Origin of the sequence: Aneurinibacillus sp. XH2, assembly GCF_001439585.2 — a bacterium.
GTDB lineage: Bacteria > Bacillota > Bacilli > Aneurinibacillales > Aneurinibacillaceae > Aneurinibacillus > Aneurinibacillus thermoaerophilus.
The window spans coordinates 2,064,143-2,088,318 of sequence record NZ_CP014140.1 but is presented as its reverse complement, the minus strand read 5'-3'; the positions used below and the strand labels follow the sequence as shown (position 1 = coordinate 2,088,318).

The following is a 24,176-nucleotide window of genomic DNA, read 5'->3' as shown; positions in this document are numbered from 1 at the left end:
ATCATTGAAACTTTCGTGTGTAATCAAAAACACGAGCTATTCTTTCTCGTCCGTAAAAGAAGTGCTGGCAAAAGCAAGTGAGGAAAAGTCCGGCGACAAAATGGCAAAAATCGCGGCTGAGTCTTCGCTCGAACGGATGGCGGCCAAAGTGGTGCTTAGCGAAATGCGGCTTGCGGATATTTATGAAAATCCGGTGATTCCTTATGAGAAAGATGAGGTAACGCGGGTTATTTATGACGGAATAAACCTGTCCATTTATAACGAGATAAAAGACTGGAGCGTTGGAGAGTTACGGGATTATATATTGTCTCACAGGACTGGGGCACACGAGTTGCAGCGCTTAGGTCGTGGGTTGACGAGCGAAATGATTGCGGCGGTCGCCAAACTCATGTCAAGCATTGACCTGGTAATGGCCTCACAGAAAATTCGCCCTACCGCTCACTGTAATACGCTTATTGGCGAAGAAGGAAGGCTGGCGTTTCGTTGCCAACCGAACCACCCGACTGATTCACCGGAAGGGATTCTTTTTTCGATTAAAGAAGGTCTGTCATACGGCTCAGGAGATGCAGTTATCGGGATTAATCCCAATGTAGATACAGTAGAGTCAGTATCGCGGCTGCTGCACATGTCACATGACTTTATAATGAAATGGGAGATTCCGACGCAAAATTGTGTGCTGGCCCATATTACAACACAGATGAAAGCGCTGGAAAAAGGTGCCCCGATCGCACTCATGTTTCAAAGTTTAGCGGGGACGCAAAAGGCGAATGAAGCGTTTGGTGTTGATAAGAAATTGCTTGATGAAGGGCTGGCTATGATGCGTCGCCTTGGCACAGCCGCAGGCCCGAACGTTATGTATTTTGAAACCGGGCAGGGTTCGGAAGTGTCGCTGGACGCTGCACACGGCGTGGACATGCAGACGCTTGAAGCCCGTACGTATGGTTATGCCCGCAACTGGCAACCGTTCATGGTGAACAATGTATCCGGCTTTATCGGCCCCGAGACGCTTTATGATGGGCGCCAGATGATCCGCGCTGATCTGGAAGATTTGTTTATGGGCAAATTGCACGGTTTGCCAATGGGGATTGCTCCGACGTATACGAACCATATGTATGCTGACCAGAATGATCAGGAAATTGCTGGTATGCTGACCGCTTTGGCGGGCGCGAATTTTTATATGGGGGTGCCTGCCGGAGACGATGTGATGTTAAATTACCAGGATACAAGCTACCACGATGATGCGAGCCTGCGGGAAATGCTAGGCTTGCGTCCGTTGCGAGAGTTTGAAAAATGGCTTGAGAAGATGGGCATTATGGAAAATGGAAGGCTCACCGAACGTGCGGGCGATCTTTCCATATTCGATTAGGCGGGGTGAGGATATGAATCAGGAAAAAATTGAACAGGTCGTCGAACAAGTGCTGCGGGAATTGACGAAAAAGCTTCAGGATGAACGAGCGGAAGCGCCTGAGTCGCAGGAAATCACCCATGCCGAGACCATTTATTTTTCAGAGCAAAAAGAAATCGGGGTAAAACACCCGCACAATCGGGCCGCGATTGAACGGGCGCAGCAGGTGACGCCGGCCCGTATCGGCATTGGTCGCGCTGGCACGCGCATGCGGACGAAAGACTACCTGCAATTTCGTATCGATCATGCGGCGGCGCAGGACGCAGTCATGAAAGATGTGTCTGATTCGTTTCTTGCTTCCCTTGATTTGCCTGTCCTCCATACTTGTGCGGAAGATATGGCCACTTATTTGATGGATTTGGATAAAGGAAGAAAGTTGTCTGATGAATCAGCCCGCTGGCTGGAAGAGAACGGCGATAAGCGGAAAAACGTACAGATTCTCGTTTGCGATGGTCTCAGCTCTTCCGCGGTAGAAGCGAATGCCCGCGATTTGCTTGCATCTTTGACACAGGGTCTTACGCTAAAAAATTTGAGCATGGCCAAGCCGCTATTTGTGAAACGGGCGCGCGTCTGGGTGCAAGATCATATTGCTTCCATTGTAGATTGCGATGTCGTTATATCCCTTATTGGCGAACGTCCAGGGCTTGCCACAGCGGAAAGTTTAAGCGCGTATATGATATATCGCCCGAACGAAAAAACGGTAGAAGCGGATCGAACGGTTATTTCTAACATTCATAAGGGTGGTTTTCCACCTTTGGAAGCGGGCGCGTATCTGGCTGATTTAATAGAAGACATTATTCGTCATCAAGCGAGCGGCGTAAAGTATATGCAAAAGAAGAATAGTCAGAATAGTTAGTCTATCGGGAGGATTGCTTTATTTATAAAGGGGGATTAACGTGGCGCAACTCGGTACGTATGTTATCTATTTGCTAATGGCTTCCGCAGTTATCGGAGCGATTGCGGCCATTCGTGACAGCGAAAAAGGATTGGGCCGCGAATTTATGGAAGGTCTGCATTCCATCGGCTATATTTTTGTTCCATCTGCTGGCATTATGGCAGCGATTCCTTATTTGTCTCAGGTCATCGAAGCCATATTTGGGCCTTTATATAATATGGTGGGTGCGGATCCGGCCCTTGCTGCTACTTCCATTATCGCGGTCGATATGGGTGGATATCAATTGGCAGAGAAACTGGCGGAGACGAAGGAAAGCTGGATTATGGCGATGATCACGGGCTATATGGCGGGCGCGACGATCGTATTTTCCATTCCGATGGGACTTGCTATGTTGGACAAGCGCGATCATAAATATATGGCGCTCGGAGTGATGTCAGGGATTTTGACTGTTCCTATCGGTGTATTTATTTCCAGTCTTTTGATTGTTTTGTCCGATGCGAAAGTGAGGAAGATAATTGCGACGGACGGCGAGGCAACGTATCAGCTTGCGCTGAGCTTTGGCCAGATTTTTCTCAATCTGGGTCCGCTCGTGATTTTCGTTGTGCTGATTGCGCTCGGTTTACGTTTCTTACCGGATATGATGATTAAGGGATTTATTTGGTTCGGCCGGATTATGGATGCATTTATTAAGCTTGTGCTTGTATTCTCTATCGTTGAATATTTTACGGGCGTATTTACGAAGCTGCTTGGCAGCTGGGGCTTTGATCCGATTATCGCGGATGCGGAAAACCAGGTGCGTGGTCTTGAAGTTGCCGGTTATATTGGTATTATGTTAGCGGGCGCTTTTCCGCTCGTTTATATGCTCCGGAAATATGGAGCAAGGCCGCTGGAGGCGGTTGGACGCCGGCTTGGCCTGAGCGCTATTGGCAGCGCCGGGTTGCTTGCTACCGTCGCTAACATTCTGGCGATGTTCCGCCTTGTAAAATCAATGCCGCCGAAAGATAAAGTGGTGAATATTTCATTCGCAGTATGTGCAGCATTTTTGTTTGGCGATCATCTGTCCTTTACCGCCAACTTTCAGCCGACACTAATTCTACCGATTATGTTGGGCAAAATCGGCGCAGGGGTCATTGCGATCGCACTTGCGTACTGGCTTTCTGTACCGAAGGCGCTGGAACTGGAAGAACAGGATCGCGCCCTTGGTGTGATTGGAGAACATGAATACAAAGAGATGAGCGACAGGGTGGATGTTCCACTTGAAGGCGACGAGCAACCATATGATCCGAAGCTAAGCGGGCTCTAACATTTTGTATATTGGTGTGAAAGAATCAGCAAGCCGCTTCCCACATGTTTCCGGCAAGACGGAAAAAGGGAGCGTGCTTGCTGATTTTTCTGTGGCATTTGCGGAACCAGGCATTTGAAACAGTGGCGCAGAAAATGGTAAAATGCAATGTAAGTTATTTTTGGATGCGTTGTACAATGCGGCATTTTTTAGGAGGTTTATGGATGGAAATTACGGTCAAAGTGAACAGGTATGTCGATGCATTAAAAGAAGTGACATATTATCTCGTATCGGTTAATGCAAGAGAAGGACTCCTTCGCAATGATCATATCGATAAATTGCTTGGCACAAGCTACCGAGATATCGCGTTTGCGCACGGAGGATTTGTTGAGAACGGAAACGAAGTGTATTTTGCGACCCGCGAGGAAGCGGAAGAAGTGCGCGACATCATTAAAGAAATGCTCCGCAGCCGGTTCGAACAAGCGATGGATAAAGAGCTTACAGAAAGCTTCGTCGAGTGGGAGGTTCTTGAGAAAAACGCAGGCGTTGTTATCATTGCCAAAGATTTTCCCGATTTGGACGGAAATCCGGTTATGGTCGTGATGAACGAGGATGTATATTTGCTTCAAGTTCCCGGAGAAGAAAAATATGTTGCTCTTGCTCGATACCGTGAAGGTGAAGCCAATTATAAGGCGGAGAGCGACGAATTTGAGCATTGCATTATGGCACTGACCGATAAAGAAATTGTGCGTGTGGAGCAGGATGCGGATGAAATTTTTACATGGGATGTGCTTGAAGAAATTTCCGAAGTATATAAACGGTTCGCAAACATTCGCAAACAGTATTTGCGTGTCGTAAAATAAGTAGTAAAAAATCCCGCCGATTCGGACGGGATTTTTTCGTAGTTTCAAGCCATGAAGTGAACAGGAGGAAAGCGCGGCATGAAGGTCAGCATTGAATGGACATACAAAGCGGCAGGTCGTACTGCATTCGGAAAAACGAAGCCGCTCAATCCATAGAGTCGAACAATGAGGCGGACGCGCTAGCCGGGCAGGCGTTGCGCGGAGAATTTATCGTAAGCCGCAAGCAACTGTGAAAAAACTGGCATGTTCAGATATTTTAGTATAAGATATGAGTATTCGGAAATATAGAAAAAGTCGTATTGTGACAGTGATGGACGACAGAAGTGGGGGATTAAGAAATGAAAGTAGCAAAGTTCGGAGGTACGTCTTTAGCGAATGCCGAACAAATTAGAAAAGTGTGCGATATTGTGCTTGCGGATCCGGATCGGAAAATTATCGTCGTATCCGCGCCAGGAAAAAGAGATAGAAATGACACGAAAGTAACCGATTTGCTTATCGCCTTGGCGGAGAGGTATTTAGCGGAAGGCGAAGCGGAGGCGGAATTGGCGGCAGTAGTGGAGCGTTATCGAGAAATCGCCCGAGGTCTTGAATTGTCAGAAGAGATTGTGGATGTAATCGAAGCGGATCTGCGCGAACGCTTAAAATTGGATCGCAGCCGACCTGAGATGTTTATGGATGCCCTGAAAGCGAGCGGGGAAGACAACAACGCCAAAGTTGTAGCACGCTATCTGCAAAGCAAAGGCGTTGCGGCCAGCTATGTCAACCCGAAAGAGGCGGGGCTTTTGGTCAGCGATGAGCACGGCAATGCTCAAGTGCTCCCGGAATCGTACGAATATTTGCGCACGCTCCGGGAACGGGAAGGTATTCTTATTTTTCCGGGCTTTTTCGGATATTCTCCGGCCGGAGAACTAGTGACATTCTCACGCGGCGGCTCGGATATTACTGGCTCAATTTTGGCCGCGGCCGTCAAGGCGGATTTGTACGAGAACTTCACGGATGTGGATTCCGTATTTTCCGCCAATCCGAACATGGTAAAAAATCCGCAACCGATTGAAAAACTTACGTACCGTGAAATGCGGGAATTGTCATACGCTGGCTTCTCCGTGTTCCATGACGAAGCGCTAATCCCGGCTTTTCGCGCGGGTATCCCTGTTTGTATTAAAAATACAAACAATCCCTCAGCTCGGGGCACAATGATCGTGTTTGAGCGTGAGCCGAATGGGAATCCTGTGGTTGGCATTGCCAGCGCGGACGGTTTTGTCAGTATTTACGTCAGTAAATATTTGATGAACCGTGAGATTGGGTTTGGCCGTCGGCTGCTGCACATTCTCGAAGATGAAAACCTGTCGTACGAACATATTCCGTCCGGCATTGACGATATCTCGGTCATTTTGAAGGAAGATAGATTCGATGCAGAGATTGAGAAACGCGTGGTAGAGCGTATTCGCAAGGAATTGGCTGTAGATGATGTCGTCGTGCAGCGCGGATTGTCTATGATCATGGTCGTAGGCGAAGGCATGCGCCACAATGTTGGCACGACGGCACGGGCGGCTGGTGCGCTGGCGCGAGCACACGTTAATATCGAGATGATTAACCAAGGATCTTCCGAAGTCAGCATGATGTTCGGTGTGCAAGCGGTAGACGAGGAAAAAGCGGTGCGTGCCATTTATGAAGAGTTTTTTCAAAGCGGCCCCGAAAAAAAGCACGCACTCGAAAAAGAAACAGTAACGAACCGATAAGCGGATTAGCCATAAAAATCGAATAAAAAGGAGGGGGAAGCGTAGAGCCGGCACGATTTGATCTAGTCGGCCCTGCGCGCATCGATATGTATATGGTCATTTACGATGCGATAACGGATTTTGGGTTCCTGTACAAAAAGGTCGAAGCATTCTCTACCTTGGACGAAGCAAAAGCGTTTGCCGTCGAAAAAAAGAAGGAAGGCGCACAAAATATCAAGCTCGTGCGAGAAGTAATGAGTTTGTGAGACAAACGGGGGTAGAAGATGAAACAGCGGATCTGGATCTGCTGCTTTTTGCTTATAGCACTTGTAGCGGCTGGATGTACGGAGCGGCAGGAAAAAATGGTATACTTAGGTGAATCAAAGAATTGGAAAGCGATGCTTACGGCCATTCACACCCCAGGTTCAGACAAAGAAACGCAGGTGCTTCGCCTGTCATACAAATCGCCTGACATTGATTCTGTCTATGATGTAAGCTACACGCTTGCGGGGGTACCGCGGGAAATCAAGGGCAGCGAAGATAATATGAACAATAAAAGTGCCATCACCCGCCGCATCGTATGCCAAGGATGCAAGCTTGCAGGCGAAAGGGATACATTTACGCTAACCGTGGAGTGGAGCCCGAACCGCAAAGAAATGTTTACGCTCAAATTCATACGCAAAGAATAGGCCCTTCCTTCCCGTATATTTAATAGCTATTAGGGAAAAATACGGGACAAGGAGGGGCTCTTTTATGATTGAAGTCAAATTGCAACCTGCTTGTTCGCATATTATGTATTTTGGCGCTGTAAAAGGTGGGCGCTTCTCGTTTTCCCTTCAGGATGACGCGCTTATTGGCCGTCTTTCTTCCTCTGAATTCGCGGCATTTTTGAAAGATAACAATCTGGTGACATATCATGATGCGCTAAAAAGTTACGAAAGCGGAGAAATCGTTGGCCGCTTTGAAACTTTGACGTAGCGTTCCCTCCTGTACTTTACCTGAGCCCTTCTAAGGGTTCTTTTTTGTTTATATGTACTTTGGAACGTTTATACAGTGTAAAAAGATATGGAATTCGAAGAGAAAAATAAGATATTATGGACTTATGAATTACCTAAGATTTTCAATTAGGTATAAAGAATCATACAGGTAGAGAGTGAGGGAACGTACGTTGACATCGAGTTACGTTGATTATTTTACGGACCGGCGGGGAAGGATAACAGCCTGCATGGTAAATACATACGTTAACGATGAAAAATATCATGCGATAAAAATCGAGTTGGGCAAAGAGTATGTAGTGCAACCGCTTAACGCGTTAAAAAAGAAGCATCGGGGCCGGCACTGTATTGTCATCGGGTTTATACAGGATGAAACCGGAATGCCTGTAGACGCCAGGGTCAAATTTTTGGATACGAATCGCACGGGACGAGTCAGTATCCGCGATCTGCGAGAAGCCCGCTTGGTTAACGTGAACGCAGAGTCAGGATTTCACGAATGATTGCTTTTATATTTCCGGTACCTCTTTTTCAATCATTTCTTTGCTTTGGGTGATGTTTTGAAGCCGTAGATTAACGACGGCTTCTTTTGCATGAATGACGTCCTATGTATTATGTGAGTGGTTTTTTTTGAAATTAGGCAGGAAGGTTTCTTTTGTTATCGAAATTATTAAATAATTCATGATAGAAGCAAAAAGCATTCCAAAGCGATAAAAAGCGCAGGGGGAGACGTCATGCATTCGGATGGATGGGATTTATATTTGTTTCACGAAGGCAGCTTATTTCGCGGTTACCGGGTGTTTGGTGCGCATCTGTGCTGCGAACAAAACAAGGCAGGTGTGCGATTTGCCGTATGGGCACCGCGCGCAAAGCAGGTCAGCGTCGTGGGCGATTTTATGGCTGGTCAGGTGCGCGGCACATGATGCAAAAAGTCAGCGGGTCGGAAGGTGTATGGTCGCTCGATGAATACCGCTGCTTGAATTTTCTTTTCTAATTCTTGTAGAGTTAACTGATTGAATTCCGAATATCCTGATTGTTCTAGGGAAATTACTTTTCCTTCATGGACGGGATATACTCCCTGCCAGCCTCCAATGATCGTGTATAAATGAGTTCCTGCAACGGATGTAAGAAAACATACGTATTCTCCTTCTGCCATCGGACCTGGATAAACTTTATTTAGAGGATGCGAGGGATCAGGGAGCGGTTCAATCCCGGTCGATAAGACACGAATCGAGCGCGGGCCAGTTCCTTTCAAAAATTTTTTTACATGAAAACTCTGCACAAAATTGACCAATTCACCACCTTCAACCCGTTTTCCTGTTGGCTGCTTCTGGTTCGCGGCATCGAACTTTCCGAAGGCGATGATGGTTGAACTATTTATCAACTCTTTTACGTTTGTTGTAGGTTGACTGTTGATAATAAATTTTGGAATCATATTATATTGGGCCGTTGCGGGTAGATCACATCCCAAAAGCAAAAAGATACAAACAAAATGCTTACATAATTGTTTCATTGACTCTCACCTTAGCATAATATTTGAAAGAACGTTTCACAGATGTTGCTTATTCACTTCATATGATAAATAGTTGGATGAGTAACAGCCGTAATACATCTATATTTTGAGAACGTTCCTTATGTTTTATGTGAGAGCTTTGCGAAAGCTAAATGTTAATTTTTAACATTGGATGATTTTAACCGAATTCGGGGATTTTGTTATTGATGGGTTTACTATCATTCATGTTATCGGACGTTGATTAGCTTCATCCTTTTTTAAACATAGATGAATAGAAGAGGGTGCCCGTTATTTCGGAGCCCCCTCTTTTGATATTATTTGTCTTCCTCTTCGTCTGCCTCATCTTCAGATTCTTCCAATTCCAACTCCACTTTATCTCCATCTTCGAATTCGACGTCTACTTCTGCTACTTCAGTCCAATCAACTTCAGCAAACATACTTTTAATCGTGTCTTCTGACGATTCCTCTAGGTCGTATTTTTTTTCTTTACCGTTCTTGAATTTCACTTGAATTTCTTCAACTTTCTTTTCTCCGTTTAACAATTTTTTAATGTTTTCGGCAAATTGCATGGAGATTCAATCCTTTCTTTATGGTATAAAAAGTTTTCCCTCTATAATACTATGCAATGATCTAGTGTTGTATTATATGCACGAACATCAGAAAGTTGCTTTTATATATAGAGCCTGCTTATCGAACAGGAAGACCGAGAATCCCACGCAAAGTACTGCTTACATGCTTCTTGCTTCAATCCTACTTTAGTGTTGTTTTCTTACGGAAGTGTACTTCTTGAACGCTCTCATTCTTACTGGGGTTTTACTGTTGGGCTTTCAGAGGTACCACCCGCGAAAAGGCGGGCAAAGTTGGATTTTTATATTAGTTTCGCAACAACATCAATATTTGTATAAAATGTTAAAATTATATATTTATTGTTTAAAATTCCAGATAAATTACCTACTATTTAGTTAACTTGCGGATGGATACTAGGGAGGTGGATAAAAGTAAACTCTATTATTTAGCTACGGTAAACTAATAGTTAAAAAGTGCGGTTTGTTTGCTTGATCAGCAAAACTAGATGCATAGCTTATAAAACTTTAGAGGAGAGAACGATATGGGACATGTCATTACAGGAATACGTGCAACAGGAATACCGCACCTAGGAAACTATGTAGGGTCTATAAAACCAATCATTGATTTGCAAAATGAACATACGTTTTTTCAGGTTGTGGAGGATTTACACGCAGTTTCACATGTGAAAAAAGCTGATATTTTAGAACAAAATATCCTGACTATTACTGCCTGCTACCTGGCCTGTGGCATTAATGTAGAGAAATCTATAATCTGGAGACATCACAGGCGAAAGAGCTAACCCGTATCATGTCTGTTTTGTCTGCATGTACATCTCCCGAAGAAGTGGATGAATTAATGGATAGACAGAACAACCAGGGCATGGATTTTCTGAGCTACATGTATCCTTTGCTGATGGCTTCTGATACGCTCATGGTTAATGAAGATTATGTATTCGTTGAAGTGGACCACAAAAACGGCCTGGCGTTTATTAAAAATTTGGCTGAGCGATTTAATAATATGTATGGAAACATTTTACGTGTTCCTTGTTAAGCTTATTGTCGACTTTTAGCTCGATGGAAGAATATGATTCAATTAGTGCAAGCCTTAAAAACAATGAGATTGATTGTGACGGTGTTCGCGAAATGCTGTTTTTGTCAATAAATAAAGAGTTAAATCCAATACGGAAAAAGTTTGCAGAGATTATTAAACATCCCGATTATATTCAAAATGTTTTAGATAACGGATTAAAAAAGATGAGAGAACACAGTGAAAGTCACATTGAAAAGATGTTAAAGGCTGCAGGAGTTTACTACTAGTCGCATCTTATAACTTTAGGAGAAAGTTTGACCCCAACGAACGAGAAAATCCTTGTTTGAAGGGGTCTATTTGTTCTACTTCTATTCGATTAATCCTATAATTTTATTTACCTTGTTTAGATGAAGAGGGTTGATTTTCAATGTATAATTCGGGTGACCAGAACCCCCATAAATGAATGGATAACTTTGTAGACGGTAATCAACTAAATAAGGAAGATCCATTCCTACCAACGGTATGGTGCCGATTTCATACCCGGTAACGCTTTTAATTTCATCCGATTTGGCTAAACGGACTTGAGTGTATCCTAGAACATCACTAATTCGATTTAGGTCTAGTTTTGGACTGTTTCCCGAAGAAATAACAGCAATGTACTCGTCCTCTGCTTTTAAAACAAGAGTAGAGGCGGCCTGCCCTTTGTTAATTTTTAAGATTTCGATGCCGTCTTTTAGCGATAATATGGGCGATTTATGATAGATAAACTCGAAGTCAACTCCTTTATCGGATAATGCTTGTTTAACCTTTTCCATAGAATTTCCTCCTTGATAACACCGGTAATTTTCTTATATGCAAGTTCACGGCGCTTAACAGTATCAGTTCAAGATGTGGTCGCAGCTTTTGTTCTGAAGCATACAAAAAAACATTTTTCTCCCTTGTACTAATTTCTGTGTTATATACTTGGTAAACATCTTTTGCTTGCAGAAAACAGAAGATAGAAGCGAAATCCGAGTGAAATAAGCTCAAAAATGGTCGCTTCTTGATCCTCTGTATAAAAAATAATAGATTTTTGAACCCCTGTATGACTGATTTCCCTTTGTTTGAATAAAGTAGCAGCTTGGACAGAAAATAAATACAGTTCATGGGTATTTTCGGATGGAATTTCATTTACAATGTTGATCTTGCTGTCTATCTCAATTGCAGTAAGGAACTTACATGTTTTATCAAGTGCTCTATGAAGTATATCCTCCTCACTTTTTAGACAGCAAACATTTAACATATTTTTTCACCTGCCGTTCTTCTTTTTTATAGAAATACAGAAAAACTTACGGTTGTATAATAATGTAATTTCAATCCTTTTTATACCAAAATTAAGAAAAAAATTATTGAACATTTAATTCAAAAAATATTCAATTTATTTTACGAAAAACTAGTAATTATACGAGTTTTATAAAAAATGGAATTGTATATAAATGGTTTATTCGGTGGAAGGAGAATTAAAATGGCCCAATTTCTTTTTTTGTTACCGCCCAATCCTAGAGTATACTCAGAAAAATCAACAGAGGTTATAGAAAACTCGTCTCCCCCTTTAGGAATTTCTTATTTAGCGAGTTTACTCGAGCAAAAGGAATGTGAAGTACGTATCATAGATATGAATCTAACAGGAATGAATGTAGAAGATATCGTTCCTATTATAGAAAAGGAACAACCACAAGTCGTGGGCATTTCAACAGGCACGCCAACATTTCCAAATGGTGTAAGAATCGCTGATTTAATAAAGGCAGTACATCCACAAACATATATCGTTTTTGGTGGAATCCATGCAACTTCCTTGCCGAACGAAGCCCTGATAAACCCATCAATTGATATTGTATGTCGCGGTGAAGGTGAGCTTGTTATTGCTGATTTATACGAAGCGTTAATTCTATCGAAAAAACCACTTGCTGAAGTTCCAGGTATCTCTTTTAAAATTGATGACCAAGTGATTCACAATCCGCCGCGTGAATATATTACTAATTTGGATGAAATACCATTCCCAGCAAGGCATCTCCTTTCACTGAGTAAGTATTCCCAACGAGGGGCGATGGTTACTAGTAGAGGATGCCCTGCAAGATGTATTTTCTGTTCTTGTGGTGCATTTGCCGGAAGAACCATTCGAACGCGTAGCCCTGAGAACGTAATAGCCGAAATAAGGGTAATGCATGAAACATATGGTATTACTCAATTTCAATTTCATGATGACACCTTTACCATGTTTCCCGATCGTGCCATTGAAGTATGCAAATTATTAATAAAAGAAAATAAAGGATGGGAGTTTGGTTGCCAGTCTCGTGTAACGCAAATTACACAGGAGCTTGCAGACATTTTATACGCAGCAGGTTGTAGAGCTATACAGTTTGGAGTTGAATCTGGAAATCCTTACGTGCTTCGCTCTATACGGAAAGGAATTACGTTAGAAAAAGTAGAGGAAGCTGTAAAGGCGGTACGAAAGGCTGGGATTCCACATATTACTTGTGGATTTATGGTAGCCCATCCTGAAGATACGAAAGAAACAATAAAAGATACTGTAAATTTTGCTAAAAAATTAATTGGATTAGGAGCTACAAGCTGCCCAATGAGTATTTTTACACCATATCCTGGTACGGACATATTCAATAATCCGGAGAAATATGGAATAAAAATACTAAGTAGGGACTGGGAAAAGTACACTTTTTCGCGCGCACACATTGAGACAAAAAATCTGACTCAACGGGAAATACATGAACTATATGTTGAGGGGCTAATTCAAATTCTTGAGGCGCAAGGAAATAAACCTTTTCAGAAGACTTCTTAACCAAATCGAGAGGATAACTTAAGCAAATATTGGTGGGAGGGGTCGGCATGGATGAACGGTTACAAATGTATAAGGAGTTAACAGAGTTACCAGGTGCACCGGGTCATGAGAAAACTATACGCAAAGCAATGGAAAGATATATCCGGGATTATGCTGATGAGTTAAGTACAGACAATCTGGGAGGCTTGATTGCCCGAATAGGGAACAGAGGGCCTAAAATCATGGTAGCTGCCCATCTTGATGAAGTGGCTTTTATAATCACATCAATCACACAAGAAGGCTTTCTTAAGTTTCTTCCTCTTGGTGGGTGGTGGAATCAGGTTATGCTGGCACAGAGAGTAACAATTCATACGAAAAAAGAGGTAATAGATGGGGTTATTGGCTCGATTCCACCTCATGTTCTATCAAATGAAGAGCGTAGAAAACCCGTTGAATTAAAGGATATGTTTATTGATATTGGAGCAACCAGCAGGGAAGAGGTAATAGAATTTGGTGTTTCTCCTGGTGATATCGTGATTCCGGTTTGTCCGTTTACGGTAATGAAAAATCCCAAAGTAATGATGGCTAAAGCCTGGGATAATAGGGTCGGTATCGCTATCATTATTGAGTTGTTTAAACGTTTAAGACAAGTAGACATTCCGAATCGTGTATTTGGAGTTGGTACCATACAGGAAGAATTAGGGATGCGTGGCGCTAAGACTGCAGCATATACCATTTTCTGAAAACAGGGGAGGTTATTTTTATTTTTTGTCTAAGGGTGTTGCAAAACGCATAATTTCTGAATAATGGGTAATAAAAAAACCACCTGTTTGGAAAAAATGGTGAGTATCCAACCATGAACCAAAAAGGTGGATACTCCCATGCTGCCCCAATTTACAATTTAATCAATTTCATAATTACCCATTAAAAACTGCGTTTTTACAGGGATTATCGAGTTTTTAACACATGTTTGTAAGTAAAACTTGGGGAGGTGCTACTTTTTTAAGCTCCTGAAACCCTTGGGGCTCTAAGGCTCCAAGTTATGAAATTGATTTAATTATGAAAAATAATCGCTTGATTTTCTAAGCATATTTGGACGGATAGCAATATGCTTTTGGGCGTGGTTTATTTGACTGCACCGGAAAAATAAAGCGACTGGACGCGTTGCACCGTATCGTCCAAATTGTTGGGAATCTGCAGGATGGAATACCCCATCAAGTACGGTGAACCCGGTGCGCGCAGCACAATTTTGGCAATAATGTGACCCTGGTATTCATAGAAGAAAATGTTGTAGCTTTTGTATCTTTTATTCATATGATTTAGCAGAAAATGCACGGCAATCTGCACGTAATCCCCCATCTTATAAAGCGATTTCAGGTCGCTTAACACAACGTTAAATTCGGTGAAGCCACCTCGCGGACGGGTCGATAGATTGAATTCGACGCCGGGAGAACGGTCGATGACGATCCCTTGAAAATGTTCAGGCAGAAGGTGTGCGCGGTAATCGACGTCATAAAGCCCGACAATTTGCATATGTGCGTGATAAATCGAACCACCAGAGTGTATGCCGTGATTTTTGAAGAAAATAACAGAGCGGTATTTTCCGCTCTTTTCTATTGCGAGCCAGTTGTGTATCGCAAAATCAAACAGCGAATGCAGATGTTCTTTTCCGTATGTCGACAAATCACCTTCGCACGTCTCTGTTTCTATCAGTACCATCTGGTAGGCGCGCTCAAGCGTCTGAAACTTGTTTTCAATCAATAAAAAGGGGGCTTGCTGGCTAATAATCACTCCTTCTTTAAAAATGGTCTCCCGATCGCAAAACGGGCAGTTTGTTTCCCGGTTCAGAAGAGTTGAAGGTTTTTCCCGTGCGATGTTCGTTTGAAATTTCAAATATGTATGCATAGCCTACCTTCTTTCACCCGTAGAATGTTATATGTGTATTAAAATCATACTTAATTTTTGATAATCTGAAAACGTCTGTACGTGCCATAGGCGGTTTTCACGTTTCATTTAGTGAAAAAACAGGCTACAATAAAAATCTGTGGACATCATCAAAAACGGGGAGAAAGACATGGATTTTACCGTACAGTACCTTTCTTTTTTTGTTGTGCGCGGCGCAGATGAAAACGAAACAGCCGCCGGATACAAACATTATCAAACGCTGGATGAGGCAGGTTACCTGAGCAGCGCGCTTAAAGATTTTCTTGATGGAGAGTTTGCGCGTATTGTAAAGCGCAAAGTGGATCGCAACCCAAAAAATGAACAGGCGCCCACGAAAATCGGCCGTTTTATTGTAGAATCGGGCTACGAACTGGAAAGCAACCCGAATTATAATCTGTTTGCCCGCTTGCAGGAAGCGACCACCAAGGAAGATTTCCGGTGTCAGAGCGAAGAGCTTGCGCGGGCATATGCGAACACGAGCGCGGTTCGCGGGGGAGCATTAATCGTAGCGCGCGCCAAGCTGGACAAGTATTTTGACAAGGCGTTCATATTTATCATGAAATGCGACTTTGAGCCGAAAATCGCTACCATCACCGATGAGAGCAGCCTAATTAGTCAGGTGGAAATGGCGATTAGCGCGAAAAATATGAAGTTAATCCAATATCCGCATATGCCGGAAGAAGGCATGGTGGAGGAGTGGGAGCTGAAAATTCACCAGGCGTCGCATGCCCGTTATTTCGAAGACTTTCTCAAATTTGTTCAGTATGAAAAATCGTTACCGGAAATTATGAACACGCAAGTCATGGGGCTTGTGCAGCAGTATATTGAAATGACGTACGAAGCGGAAAGCGAAGAGCGGCGGCAGGAAGAAGAAGCGATAGAATTGTGGGCCGCAAGTGAGAAGCGCGAGTTGCAGAAGAAATGGTCGAGCGAACAAGTCATTGAAGCGGCGGCCGCGTTGGTGGAGCAGAGGCCGGATTTGGAAATGAAGCTGAAGCTCGACCATATTGCCATTAAAGCGTTACTTGCTGATTTCGGCGAAAATATTCACATTGCAAGACTCGGCGAGCGGTATGTTGTATTAATTGAAGGAAATACGTTTCAGTTTGAAAAAGGAGTGTCTCCGGTTGAATTGCTGCGCCCGGATGAACTGGAAGATGTACTCGCGCGTATCAGGCAAAAACAAACGCGGGGCATGGAGGATGCAATAGCGGAGGACGACAAACCGCCGTTTTAACATGACTAAATCTTTTGCGATGGCTTGTTGGATTCCTGTTGGATGATTCGATGTAAATCGTATTTTTATAGACCTGTATTTTTAAAAGAAATCATAGTGGAGCGAGCAGGCAGTCAGAATAGCCTGCTTGCTTTTTACGCATTCGACTGTGCAAAAATCAACAAAATAATCATAAATGCCAAAAGAATGCTGGCTAAAATATATACGAGGCGTCGCACAAATTGCTTTTCATCCATACTTTATTCCTCCGTTTATCAGATCCTTTTCCAAAAATTATAGCACGTACCATTCTTTCATAAAAGAAAAGAGAAAGTACAAACCCAAATTTATTTTCCTATTCTATTGTGTTGTAACAAAAACATGTCTTTTGCTTACGATGGTAGTAGGGAAAACCGAAATGGTCATACAAGGGGATGGGAGGTATGGAGCACTTTAGCGTAGGCGAATGGGTCAGATTCCCATACAATGATAAAGGGAGAATACTGCTTCTTACCGGTTATGTGAAAGAAATGAACAAGGTGCAAATGATGATGACGGTATTTGTTCCGACAGTTAAAGACGGATTTTCCACGGCGGCGCGCAGCGGCCATTTTCGTGTACCGCTCGATGTGGCGGAAAAAATAAAGGATTTACAATTAGAACGAGAGGACTACGACACGTTGCTTGATATGGCGCTTGATAGCAGAGATGAGCAGTGGTTTGAAGAGCTGGTATGCAGGCGGAATAAAATGTAGCGAGGAGACTCGCTGCATTTTTCTTGCCGGAAAAGAAGGATGGATTTTGTGGTTGCTATAAAGGTTATGTCAGGATAGGGAAACAACGGGCTAGAACAAGCGCTCCAATTGCCCGGCGTAGCGTTGGAGTTGTGAGTAGTCGATCATGCCTTGCTCGTAAAAACGGCATAGTTCCGCGAATTCTTCGCTTTTGATCATTTTATAAAAGGATAGCCTTGGAATGTCGCCGCGTAAGCGGTTACGAAATTCTTTTTGCGTCGGAGCCCCCACGGAAGATTCACCTCGGTTAACAGATTGTTTTTTTAGTTTCGGTTTTTTAGCGTGAAAATAAACATAGCAGGCATAAAACAACCGAATCTATAATTTTATGAATAATTTGGAATATGTTAATTGATATTTTCCTAATTTTACTATATTATGAATATATTATAACAATCTCGTAAGGAGGAAGCAGTATGAAAAAGATGTTTAGGATTTTGTCATCTATCGTACTGGCAACGACTTTATTAGCACCTGCTGTATTTGCAGAAAAGGCTCCAACGCTTTCTTCAGAGAAAATTAGTACAGAAGAAGCCAAAGTAACAACACTAGAAGATTTAGATCGGAAGTTTAATTTGGAAAGTGTTGATGTTTTGCCTAAAGGAGTCATCCCTTTGAAATTTAATTCTGTGACAGAGGCAGACCAATATTTGTCATCAAAATATCTTAATGTAAGTCAAACAGCAGATAATGACAATTTCTCTCAAATGAGTGAAAGCAATGCAGGTAATACAACAGGGGAAATTCTTAGCACGCAAACAATAACAAAAACTAAATCTACTAAATTACAAGGTAGAATAAATCTAGATGTAACAGCAGTATATATACTAAAAAATGGATACATTTACAGTCTAGAAAAAGTAACGTCAGATATATCGGGAGAGACAACAAATTTTTCATGGAAACAAACTAGCTATACAGAAAAGAGACTTGACGCGAATAGAACAATTGCATTGACTGTGTATGGGGAACTCACAGAATATATGTACGTTAACGGACAAATAAGAAAAATTGTAACATCAAAAAATGTTTATGTGGAATTTCATGGTGCTTAATATTACAATAATCAGCCTGAGCAATGGGGCTGATTGTTATAATTACAAAACAATAAAAGCATAAATTATTAACTGTATTTGCCCAAAATGGATAACATAAATTTACAATAGTAAACAAAAAGAGACATCAACATTCATCCTGTGTAAAAATAGATGTACCACCAAACATTTTTACGCAGAGGAGAATGCTGTATATCTCATACGTATAGCGTAGCACATCAACAGGAAATCAACAATATTTTGCGCAAGTGGAATTTCCCGCTCTGTTTTTCAAAAGCAGTCATGAACCATATGGTTCATTTTATAGATGGTGTCATGACCCATGGCTTCTCTGGTACCCTTACCGATATTCACCGAGAAAGCTGCCATTCACGAAATCGGCGTACACTCAGTCATTTCTTATCACACGGAAAATGGGATGAAAACTACCTCATGCGCATCATCCAGGAAAAAACCTGGAAAACGATTCGACAAGAAGCCAAACGCACAGAAGAACTGATATTCATTATCATAGACGATACCGTTTGTGAGAAAACAAAGCCTTCGTCACAGGCGATGTTATCCATACAGGGAACGGGTTTTCATTATTCCCATACAAAAGGAAAGCAGGTATGGGGGCATGAGATGGTTCAACAAGTACTGCGTTGTGGTGATTGCGTGATTCCCTATGATTTCAAACGATATGAATCCGAGAAGCAAAGTAAAATTCAACTGGCCTGTGAGCTTGTAGCGAATTTACCACGTTGTTCACAAAAGAAATATCTTCTTATTGATACATGGTATCCTGCCAAAAGTGTACTTGAAACAGCCGCACAATCTGGATGTCATGTAATCAGCGGCTTAAAAACCAATCGCATTTTTTATCCGCAAGGGATTCGTCAATTATTGAAAGAATTTGCGAACCATATTAGAAAAAGTGATACCGACCTTGTGACCGTCGGTCACACTTCCTATCGTGTTTATCGTTATGAAGGAAAACTAAACATGGTTGAAAATGCTGTAGTGTTTTTATGTTGGGATGCCGCTGAGTCGCTCACCTTGAAAAACATGCGAGCTTTTCTAAGTACAGATATTTCGTTATCTAGTGAACAAATTCTATCCTACTATAGCAAGCGATGGGTAATTGAAACATACTTTCGAACGATAAAGGGTAATTTTTCGTTTGACTGTTATCAAGTACGAAGTACAAAAGCAATTCATCGTTTCTGGACACTGCTATCTTTGTACCGCTGCTTTTTGCATCCTTACAGGACACGCTACACTTCTAGATGGATTACAGCGATGGCGGGTAAAAAAAAGCCAAAGCTGGATTGAATTTGTCTATCAAGCAGCAAGAGCAGGAGAGTCGCTGGATTTTATTCCAAAACAGCTGCAAGCTGCATAGGGAATCCTTCGTTTCTTTGTAGATGGTAAATTTTGTTTCTAATTTTGGCAAGTCTAGTAATAATCTATTATTCTTATATTTCCTCCCTCTACTTCTATTTTTCACCTTTCAAAGCCTCAACATTTCAAACCTTAGTTCCTTAGCGTACAGGGTTCCGGGGTTTTTGTGTCCGTTGATCCTCTTAGCGTACAATTTTCTTTTTTTGGTCCGGTGACCCTTAATAATCTTTATAAAATACCATAATTTACTATAAATATGACAAAAATGTTAATTATATTCCATTTAAATGTAAATTAGTAATTATTTGTTATAATTAAGAGGTGTTAAACAATATACATAAAGGAGAGAGCGAAATGAAAAAACCTGTATCTTTATTGCTAGCTGCAACTTTAATGGCCGGTGCCGGAGTTTCGAGCTTTTCCGCTGTAGCAAGTGCTGCACCTACTACTCAAGATATTCAGATTCAACAAAATGAAAAATTAGACATTAGAAAATTTGATCAGTTTATCACTGTTGAAAACGATCGTTTTATTATCGCTGATGAAGCTGCCTTAGAAAAAGTGGCCACTAATGAAGAAGTAGTTTTAGTTAAGACTGCACTTGACCAAGCTAACGGAATTTTAGATGAATCTCCAGGTGCTGTTCTTGATGGAGAAAAAACTTTCACGGTACCTGCCAAGCAAGAAATAACACAAAATAAGACTGGAGAATTCGCTAGTTTAGCTGCTTCTGGAGAAGGAATACGGGACATTAAGTTTCATTGGTGGGGCGTTGAAATTTATTTAACAAAAACGGACGTAAATGCTATTGTTAAAGGAGGAATCTCAGGAGGTACAACATATCTGGGAGCTATATTTGGTGGCTTAAGTGGAGCAGTCGCAGGTGCTGTAGCAGGTGCTGTCCTTAGTGAATATGCAGGGGCCGTAATCGTTCCTCTCAAAATCACTTATACGTACTTATCTCCTATGCTGCCAAGTGTTTCCCCACAGTAAAGGAGGGAGTCTGTGAGTAACAGCGCGAAAAAGGCACTCATTTCAGCCGTTATCGTCGCTATCTTAGTTGGCTTGTTTAGCATAACTATTTCCGAGCAAACAGTAAGATTAGTCGTTACTATTCCTGCTGTGGTAATTGCGGTTCTGCTAGTTTATTTCTTTATGCGGGATAAAACAGGTGGAAAAAACAATAAATACTAAAAACAAAAGAGGCCGCCCCATATAGGGCGGCTCGATTTTTGGAGTCTACTGTTATAATAAAATAAACAACGATAGGTTTTTTGCTATGATTTAACTAATAAAATATGAACGGAATTTGACACTCCACATGGCTAAAGCCAGGGGATTCTTAAGTGATTAGCGTTCGCAGTCCATTTCTGTTTTGAACAATCCTTAAGATTACGGTGTGCCATCTCTTTAGCCCCCTAGAGAAGTTGGACACTAAGAGTGTGTTTTGATTACACTTATAGTGACAGAGGGGGAAGACATCCATGACAAGAAGAAAGTATTCCATTGATTTTAAAAAACAAGTGGTGAAAGAAGCGAAAGAGACCGGTAATTTAGCAGCCGTTGCTCGCCGGTATAATTATCTGCTAACATGGTGGGGCACTGGAAGCGAGAGCTGGAAAGCGGAAAACATGGAGACATCGACTTCTCTACGGTTCCTGTCCTAGATGCCGAAGAAGTTGTGAAAGAAAATGAGCAGCTCAAACGCCTACTTGGCGAACAGGCATTGGAACTTGCGATTTTACGTGATTTGATAAAAAAGAAAAACCCTCACTTGCTGAAAAACTTGAAGTAGCGGAACGCTATATTCAGCAGGGCTATCCGAAACGGCTAGTCTTGCGTTTTGCCCGAATTCCACGCTCCACGTATTACTACCATCGAAAACGAAAAGGGCAGGATGTGGAACCAGTGAAAAGTGAAGGACGAGTCATACCGGGCTATTCCCTAAAGCAGGACGGCACAAAAGTGTCCGATGAACAGATCAAAGAATGGTTGATGGAAGACATGGAAGGCGAAGCCTATGCCTATGGGTACCGTAAACTGACCATCTTTTTACGTCGGATCTGCGTATCATATCAGCTTGTCTTGTGAAGCAAAGGATGCGAGTCGTACTGTACAGCAGGCATTGTTTAAACGGCAGTTATTTGGAACAGAAGCACGTCCCGTCTTTCGTTCCGATAATGGCCCACAGTTTACGTCTCATCACTTTAGCCAAGCGTGTGAAACATTCGGTATTGTGCATGAGCGTATCCCGCCGCGAACACCGAATATGAATGCGCACATCGAAGCCTTTCATCGCATTCTGGAAGATGAATGTCTGGCACGTTATGAATTCATGTCCTACGCAGAGGCTTATCAGGTTGTAGCAGAATTTATCCGCTTTTATAACGAAAGGAGAATCCATTCTAGCATTTGCGATTTAGCGCCACAAGAGTTTTATGTGCTCTAAACAGAACGTAAGTTCGTGATAAAAGAAGTCCGAGTATAAACGAGTAATTGTTTGAAAAAAGACGAATAAGGTTGTCTGTGTCCAAATGGTGGGGGTTAATCCGATTGCGTGATTCCCTATGATTTCAAACGATATGAATCCGAGAAGCAAAGTAAAATTCAACTGGCCTGTGAGCTTGTAGCGAATTTACCACGTTGTTCACAAAAGAAATATCTTCTTATTGATACATGGTATCCTGCCAAAAGTGTACTTGAAACAGCCGCACAATCTGGATGTCATGTAATCAGCGGCTTAAAAACCAATCGCATTTTTTATCCGCAAGGGATTCGTCAATCATTGAAAGAATTTGCGAACCATATTAGAAAAAGTGATACCGACCTTGTGACCGTCGGTCACACTTCCTATCGTGTTTATCGTTATGAAGGAAAACTAAACATGGTTGAAAATGCTGTAGTGTTTTTATGTTGGGATGCCGCTGAGTCGCTCACCTTGAAAAACATGCGAGCTTTTCTAAGTACAGATATTTCGTTATCTAGTGAACAAATTCTATCCTACTATAGCAAGCGATGGGTAATTGAAACATACTTTCGAACGATAAAGGGTAATTTTTCGTTTGACTGTTATCAAGTACGAAGTACAAAAGCAATTCATCGTTTCTGGACACTGCTATCTTTGTACCGCTGCTTTTTGCATCCTTACAGGACACGCTACACTTCTAGATGGATTACAGCGATGGCGGGTAAAAAAAAGCCAAAGCTGGATTGAATTTGTCTATCAAGCAGCAAGAGCAGGAGAGTCGCTGGATTTTATTCCAAAACAGCTGCAAGCTGCATAGGGAATTCTTCGTTTCTTTGTAGATGGTAAATTTTGTTTCTAATTTTTATAAAACTATACAAATCATCTACCATAGTATACCCAACAATTGCTTTACTCCTTTTCCTTTTTAGCTCTTTTATTTTTTCAAACTTTCTCCTCATACGCCTCATCTGATGTTAGCCAGCATTTTGCTATAGATGCGGATTAAGTCCTCGATATCTTGGGCAGATAAGCACTCATAAAACTTCTTCATCAATTCTTTGCGTATTAATTGAGCTTTTTGTAGTGTTTCCCTTCCTTTCTCCGTAATTTCAAGCAGGACAATTCTTCGATCTTTTTCCGACCGTTTACGTTCCACATATCCTCCGGCAATCAAACGATCGGACAGCCCGGTAACGGAAGGAAGCGTAATATTTAATTCGTTAGCCAAATCCGAGACCCGTTTAGGTCCCTGCGTTTCCAGGATTTCCAGCAGTAACGCCTGGGAACCTGTGAGACCGGATTCTGTGTTTTTGTGCAAATTGCTGTTGATTTTCCGGGATAGCACGCGGAAAATTTCTTCTAATTCCTCCAACAAGCGAGTATGCATATTGGTTTCTTCCTGCATCGTTTTTCAGCCCTTTTCCTCGGTTAATTAATGAGCTTTCGAATTATTAGTATAACTAACAATTCGATATTATATTGATTTTTTATTTATTCGTCAACCGGTTGGGATATATTCTGACTTTTTTGAGATGGCTGATTTTATGTGGATTTGACACATAATGTTCATTGAATATTTAACGAAATGTTAAGAAATTAAAACATCACATTAAGAACTTCGTATTACAATGAAACTTGAAGAAGAAAGTACCTTGTGAGGAGGATATAAATTATGAAAGATTGCGTAATCTGCGGCAAAGAAACGGAAGACATATGCATTTGCCAAGTTTGCATGGACGTTCAAGAGTTCGGTTATCCGTCGTTCCCGGCGTACGCGTTGGTTGAAAAAGAGGAAACAGAAGAAAAGGTATTGGAATTGGTCGGCTAATATACATTGTTGATGTTTTATTATTTGCTATTTTTACACACAATAAATCAGGATGTCTCTTTTTTATGAATGGAAAAACGGAGTGCCTTGTGTTGCACTCCGTTTGCGCTTATTTCGCTTTGAAATGAACGACAGCGCTGTAAAGCGGACGCCCGGTTTCCGGATGGAAGGCGACGTGGTGGGTAACCGAATGTACTTCCAGCAGCAGCGCCTTGTTGTTTTCGATTTGCTCGTCGATTTTTCTCTCCAATGTCTTAAGGTCGTTTGCCTCGAAGAATTCGATCTTGTCATGAATGCGTTCCAATTTGAATTCCATTGCGTTTATCTCCTTATCTTTAGTTTTTCCTTTACTCTATCATTCTTATTATAGAAGGAAGGGAAGCGACCGGAAAGTGGGGGGGATTGTGTGG

33 protein-coding genes and 1 pseudogene are annotated in these 24,176 nt (G+C 42.0%); 26 read left to right on the top strand and 8 right to left on the bottom strand.

Translation table 11 applies throughout. From position 1 onward, the window contains the following. Positions 1-4: 4 nt before the first annotated feature. The 11 genes from ACH33_RS10345 (at position 5) to ACH33_RS10305 (ending at position 8,078) form a co-directional block, all read left to right on the top strand. Positions 5-1,366, top strand: coding sequence for an ethanolamine ammonia-lyase subunit EutB (locus ACH33_RS10345; protein ID WP_057898951.1), 1,362 nt, complete (start codon positions 5-7; stop codon positions 1,364-1,366). Between the two features lie 13 nt (positions 1,367-1,379). Beyond that, positions 1,380-2,261: an ethanolamine ammonia-lyase subunit EutC gene (gene eutC / locus ACH33_RS10340; protein ID WP_057898950.1), complete on the top strand. Its 882-nt coding sequence runs from the start codon at positions 1,380-1,382 to the stop codon at positions 2,259-2,261. Between the two features lie 40 nt (positions 2,262-2,301). Then, positions 2,302-3,603, top strand: coding sequence for an ethanolamine utilization protein EutH (gene eutH, locus ACH33_RS10335; protein WP_082706000.1), 1,302 nt, complete (start codon positions 2,302-2,304; stop codon positions 3,601-3,603). A gap of 203 nt (positions 3,604-3,806) precedes the next feature. Next, complete coding sequence (locus ACH33_RS10330) at positions 3,807-4,445, top strand: hypothetical protein (protein WP_057898949.1); 639 nt, start codon at positions 3,807-3,809, stop codon at positions 4,443-4,445. A gap of 95 nt (positions 4,446-4,540) precedes the next feature. After that, positions 4,541-4,678, top strand: coding sequence for a hypothetical protein (locus ACH33_RS19300; protein WP_156424049.1), 138 nt, complete (start codon positions 4,541-4,543; stop codon positions 4,676-4,678). A 105-nt stretch (positions 4,679-4,783) separates the two neighbouring features. Then, on the top strand, positions 4,784-6,184 hold the full coding sequence (locus ACH33_RS10325) for an aspartate kinase (RefSeq protein ID WP_057898948.1): 1,401 nt from the start codon (positions 4,784-4,786) through the stop codon (positions 6,182-6,184). A gap of 86 nt (positions 6,185-6,270) precedes the next feature. Then, complete coding sequence (locus tag ACH33_RS19295; RefSeq protein ID WP_156424048.1) at positions 6,271-6,429, top strand: hypothetical protein; 159 nt, start codon at positions 6,271-6,273, stop codon at positions 6,427-6,429. 18 nt (positions 6,430-6,447) lie between these two features. Next, complete coding sequence (locus ACH33_RS10320) at positions 6,448-6,852, top strand: hypothetical protein (RefSeq protein ID WP_057898947.1); 405 nt, start codon at positions 6,448-6,450, stop codon at positions 6,850-6,852. Positions 6,853-6,916: 64 nt separating this feature from the next. Continuing rightward, positions 6,917-7,141, top strand: a complete 225-nt coding sequence (locus tag ACH33_RS10315) for a hypothetical protein (RefSeq protein ID WP_057898946.1) — start codon at positions 6,917-6,919, stop codon at positions 7,139-7,141. A gap of 247 nt (positions 7,142-7,388) precedes the next feature. Continuing rightward, positions 7,389-7,658 carry a hypothetical protein gene (locus tag ACH33_RS10310; RefSeq protein ID WP_057898945.1) on the top strand — a complete coding sequence of 90 codons (270 nt, stop codon included), beginning with the start codon at positions 7,389-7,391 and terminating at the stop codon, positions 7,656-7,658. Between the two features lie 231 nt (positions 7,659-7,889). Further along, positions 7,890-8,078 carry a hypothetical protein gene (locus ACH33_RS10305; protein ID WP_057898944.1) on the top strand — a complete coding sequence of 63 codons (189 nt, stop codon included), beginning with the start codon at positions 7,890-7,892 and terminating at the stop codon, positions 8,076-8,078. Here ACH33_RS10305 and ACH33_RS10300 read toward each other — a convergent pair. Then, entirely contained in the window at positions 8,060-8,668 is a 609-nt protein-coding gene (locus ACH33_RS10300; protein ID WP_236781857.1) for a hypothetical protein, read from the bottom strand. The genes ACH33_RS10305 and ACH33_RS10300 overlap by 19 nt on opposite strands. 314 nt (positions 8,669-8,982) lie before the next feature. Then, positions 8,983-9,237 carry a hypothetical protein gene (locus ACH33_RS10295; protein WP_057898943.1) on the bottom strand — a complete coding sequence of 85 codons (255 nt, stop codon included), beginning with the start codon at positions 9,235-9,237 and terminating at the stop codon, positions 8,983-8,985. Between the two features lie 539 nt (positions 9,238-9,776). Between ACH33_RS10295 and ACH33_RS20105 the strand changes: the two are divergent. Beyond that, positions 9,777-10,285 (top strand): annotated as a pseudogene (locus ACH33_RS20105) (hypothetical protein). Between the two features lie 23 nt (positions 10,286-10,308). Further along, a complete protein-coding gene (locus tag ACH33_RS10280; protein WP_139184892.1) occupies positions 10,309-10,551 on the top strand; it encodes a tryptophan--tRNA ligase in 243 nt (80 codons plus the stop codon). 81 nt (positions 10,552-10,632) lie between these two features. Here the strand turns inward: ACH33_RS10280 and ACH33_RS10275 are convergent, their stop codons facing one another. After that, positions 10,633-11,079: an aminoacyl-tRNA deacylase gene (locus ACH33_RS10275; protein WP_057898939.1), complete on the bottom strand. Its 447-nt coding sequence runs from the start codon at positions 11,077-11,079 to the stop codon at positions 10,633-10,635. 140 nt (positions 11,080-11,219) lie between these two features. Further along, the gene (locus tag ACH33_RS10270) at positions 11,220-11,546 is read right to left on the bottom strand and encodes a hypothetical protein (protein WP_057898938.1); all 327 of its coding nucleotides are present in this window, start codon (positions 11,544-11,546) and stop codon (positions 11,220-11,222) included. 222 nt (positions 11,547-11,768) lie between these two features. On the opposite strand from ACH33_RS10270, the gene ACH33_RS10265 reads away from it, so the two are divergent. Next, the gene (locus tag ACH33_RS10265; RefSeq protein WP_057898937.1) at positions 11,769-13,100 is read left to right on the top strand and encodes a B12-binding domain-containing radical SAM protein; all 1,332 of its coding nucleotides are present in this window, start codon (positions 11,769-11,771) and stop codon (positions 13,098-13,100) included. Positions 13,101-13,147: 47 nt separating this feature from the next. Beyond that, positions 13,148-13,822 (top strand): M42 family metallopeptidase, encoded by a 675-nt coding sequence (locus ACH33_RS10260; RefSeq protein WP_057898936.1) that lies wholly within the window; start codon positions 13,148-13,150, stop codon positions 13,820-13,822. 382 nt (positions 13,823-14,204) lie between these two features. Here the strand turns inward: ACH33_RS10260 and ACH33_RS10255 are convergent, their stop codons facing one another. Next, positions 14,205-14,972 (bottom strand): DUF4931 domain-containing protein, encoded by a 768-nt coding sequence (locus tag ACH33_RS10255; protein ID WP_236781856.1) that lies wholly within the window; start codon positions 14,970-14,972, stop codon positions 14,205-14,207. Between the two features lie 181 nt (positions 14,973-15,153). On the opposite strand from ACH33_RS10255, the gene ACH33_RS10250 reads away from it, so the two are divergent. After that, positions 15,154-16,260, top strand: a complete 1,107-nt coding sequence (locus ACH33_RS10250) for a DUF3900 domain-containing protein (RefSeq protein WP_057898934.1) — start codon at positions 15,154-15,156, stop codon at positions 16,258-16,260. A 422-nt stretch (positions 16,261-16,682) separates the two neighbouring features. After that, positions 16,683-16,994, top strand: coding sequence for a hypothetical protein (locus tag ACH33_RS10245; protein WP_057898933.1), 312 nt, complete (start codon positions 16,683-16,685; stop codon positions 16,992-16,994). A 90-nt stretch (positions 16,995-17,084) separates the two neighbouring features. Here ACH33_RS10245 and ACH33_RS10240 read toward each other — a convergent pair whose 3' ends face one another. After that, entirely contained in the window at positions 17,085-17,264 is a 180-nt protein-coding gene (locus ACH33_RS10240; RefSeq protein ID WP_057898932.1) for a hypothetical protein, read from the bottom strand. A 185-nt stretch (positions 17,265-17,449) separates the two neighbouring features. On the opposite strand from ACH33_RS10240, the gene ACH33_RS10235 reads away from it, so the two are divergent. The 8 genes from ACH33_RS10235 (at position 17,450) to ACH33_RS10205 (ending at position 22,685) form a co-directional block, all read left to right on the top strand. Then, positions 17,450-18,088 carry a hypothetical protein gene (locus tag ACH33_RS10235; protein WP_057898931.1) on the top strand — a complete coding sequence of 213 codons (639 nt, stop codon included), beginning with the start codon at positions 17,450-17,452 and terminating at the stop codon, positions 18,086-18,088. Between the two features lie 153 nt (positions 18,089-18,241). Next, positions 18,242-19,402, top strand: a complete 1,161-nt coding sequence (locus ACH33_RS18735) for an IS701 family transposase (protein WP_082705998.1) — start codon at positions 18,242-18,244, stop codon at positions 19,400-19,402. Positions 19,403-19,825: 423 nt separating this feature from the next. Beyond that, a complete protein-coding gene (locus ACH33_RS10225; protein WP_057898930.1) occupies positions 19,826-20,464 on the top strand; it encodes a hypothetical protein in 639 nt (212 codons plus the stop codon). A gap of 12 nt (positions 20,465-20,476) precedes the next feature. Continuing rightward, positions 20,477-20,665, top strand: a complete 189-nt coding sequence (locus ACH33_RS10220) for a hypothetical protein (protein WP_057898929.1) — start codon at positions 20,477-20,479, stop codon at positions 20,663-20,665. Positions 20,666-20,955: 290 nt separating this feature from the next. Next, positions 20,956-21,138 carry a transposase gene (locus ACH33_RS20100; RefSeq protein ID WP_236781855.1) on the top strand — a complete coding sequence of 61 codons (183 nt, stop codon included), beginning with the start codon at positions 20,956-20,958 and terminating at the stop codon, positions 21,136-21,138. 241 nt (positions 21,139-21,379) lie between these two features. Beyond that, positions 21,380-21,562: a hypothetical protein gene (locus tag ACH33_RS18730; RefSeq protein WP_082705997.1), complete on the top strand. Its 183-nt coding sequence runs from the start codon at positions 21,380-21,382 to the stop codon at positions 21,560-21,562. 34 nt (positions 21,563-21,596) lie between these two features. After that, positions 21,597-21,920 carry an integrase core domain-containing protein gene (locus ACH33_RS18725; RefSeq protein WP_162265024.1) on the top strand — a complete coding sequence of 108 codons (324 nt, stop codon included), beginning with the start codon at positions 21,597-21,599 and terminating at the stop codon, positions 21,918-21,920. Positions 21,921-22,028: 108 nt separating this feature from the next. After that, positions 22,029-22,685 carry a transposase gene (locus ACH33_RS10205; RefSeq protein ID WP_057898928.1) on the top strand — a complete coding sequence of 219 codons (657 nt, stop codon included), beginning with the start codon at positions 22,029-22,031 and terminating at the stop codon, positions 22,683-22,685. Between the two features lie 217 nt (positions 22,686-22,902). Here ACH33_RS10205 and ACH33_RS10200 read toward each other — a convergent pair whose 3' ends face one another. Next, positions 22,903-23,325 (bottom strand): MarR family winged helix-turn-helix transcriptional regulator, encoded by a 423-nt coding sequence (locus ACH33_RS10200; protein WP_057898926.1) that lies wholly within the window; start codon positions 23,323-23,325, stop codon positions 22,903-22,905. A gap of 285 nt (positions 23,326-23,610) precedes the next feature. Here ACH33_RS10200 and ACH33_RS19290 point away from each other — a divergent pair, with 285 nt between their 5' ends. After that, the gene (locus ACH33_RS19290) at positions 23,611-23,766 is read left to right on the top strand and encodes a hypothetical protein (RefSeq protein WP_156424046.1); all 156 of its coding nucleotides are present in this window, start codon (positions 23,611-23,613) and stop codon (positions 23,764-23,766) included. 109 nt (positions 23,767-23,875) lie between these two features. On the opposite strand, the gene ACH33_RS10195 is transcribed toward ACH33_RS19290, so the two are convergent. Then, positions 23,876-24,082 (bottom strand): YrzA family protein, encoded by a 207-nt coding sequence (locus tag ACH33_RS10195; RefSeq protein ID WP_057898925.1) that lies wholly within the window; start codon positions 24,080-24,082, stop codon positions 23,876-23,878. Positions 24,083-24,176: the final 94 nt, after the last annotated feature.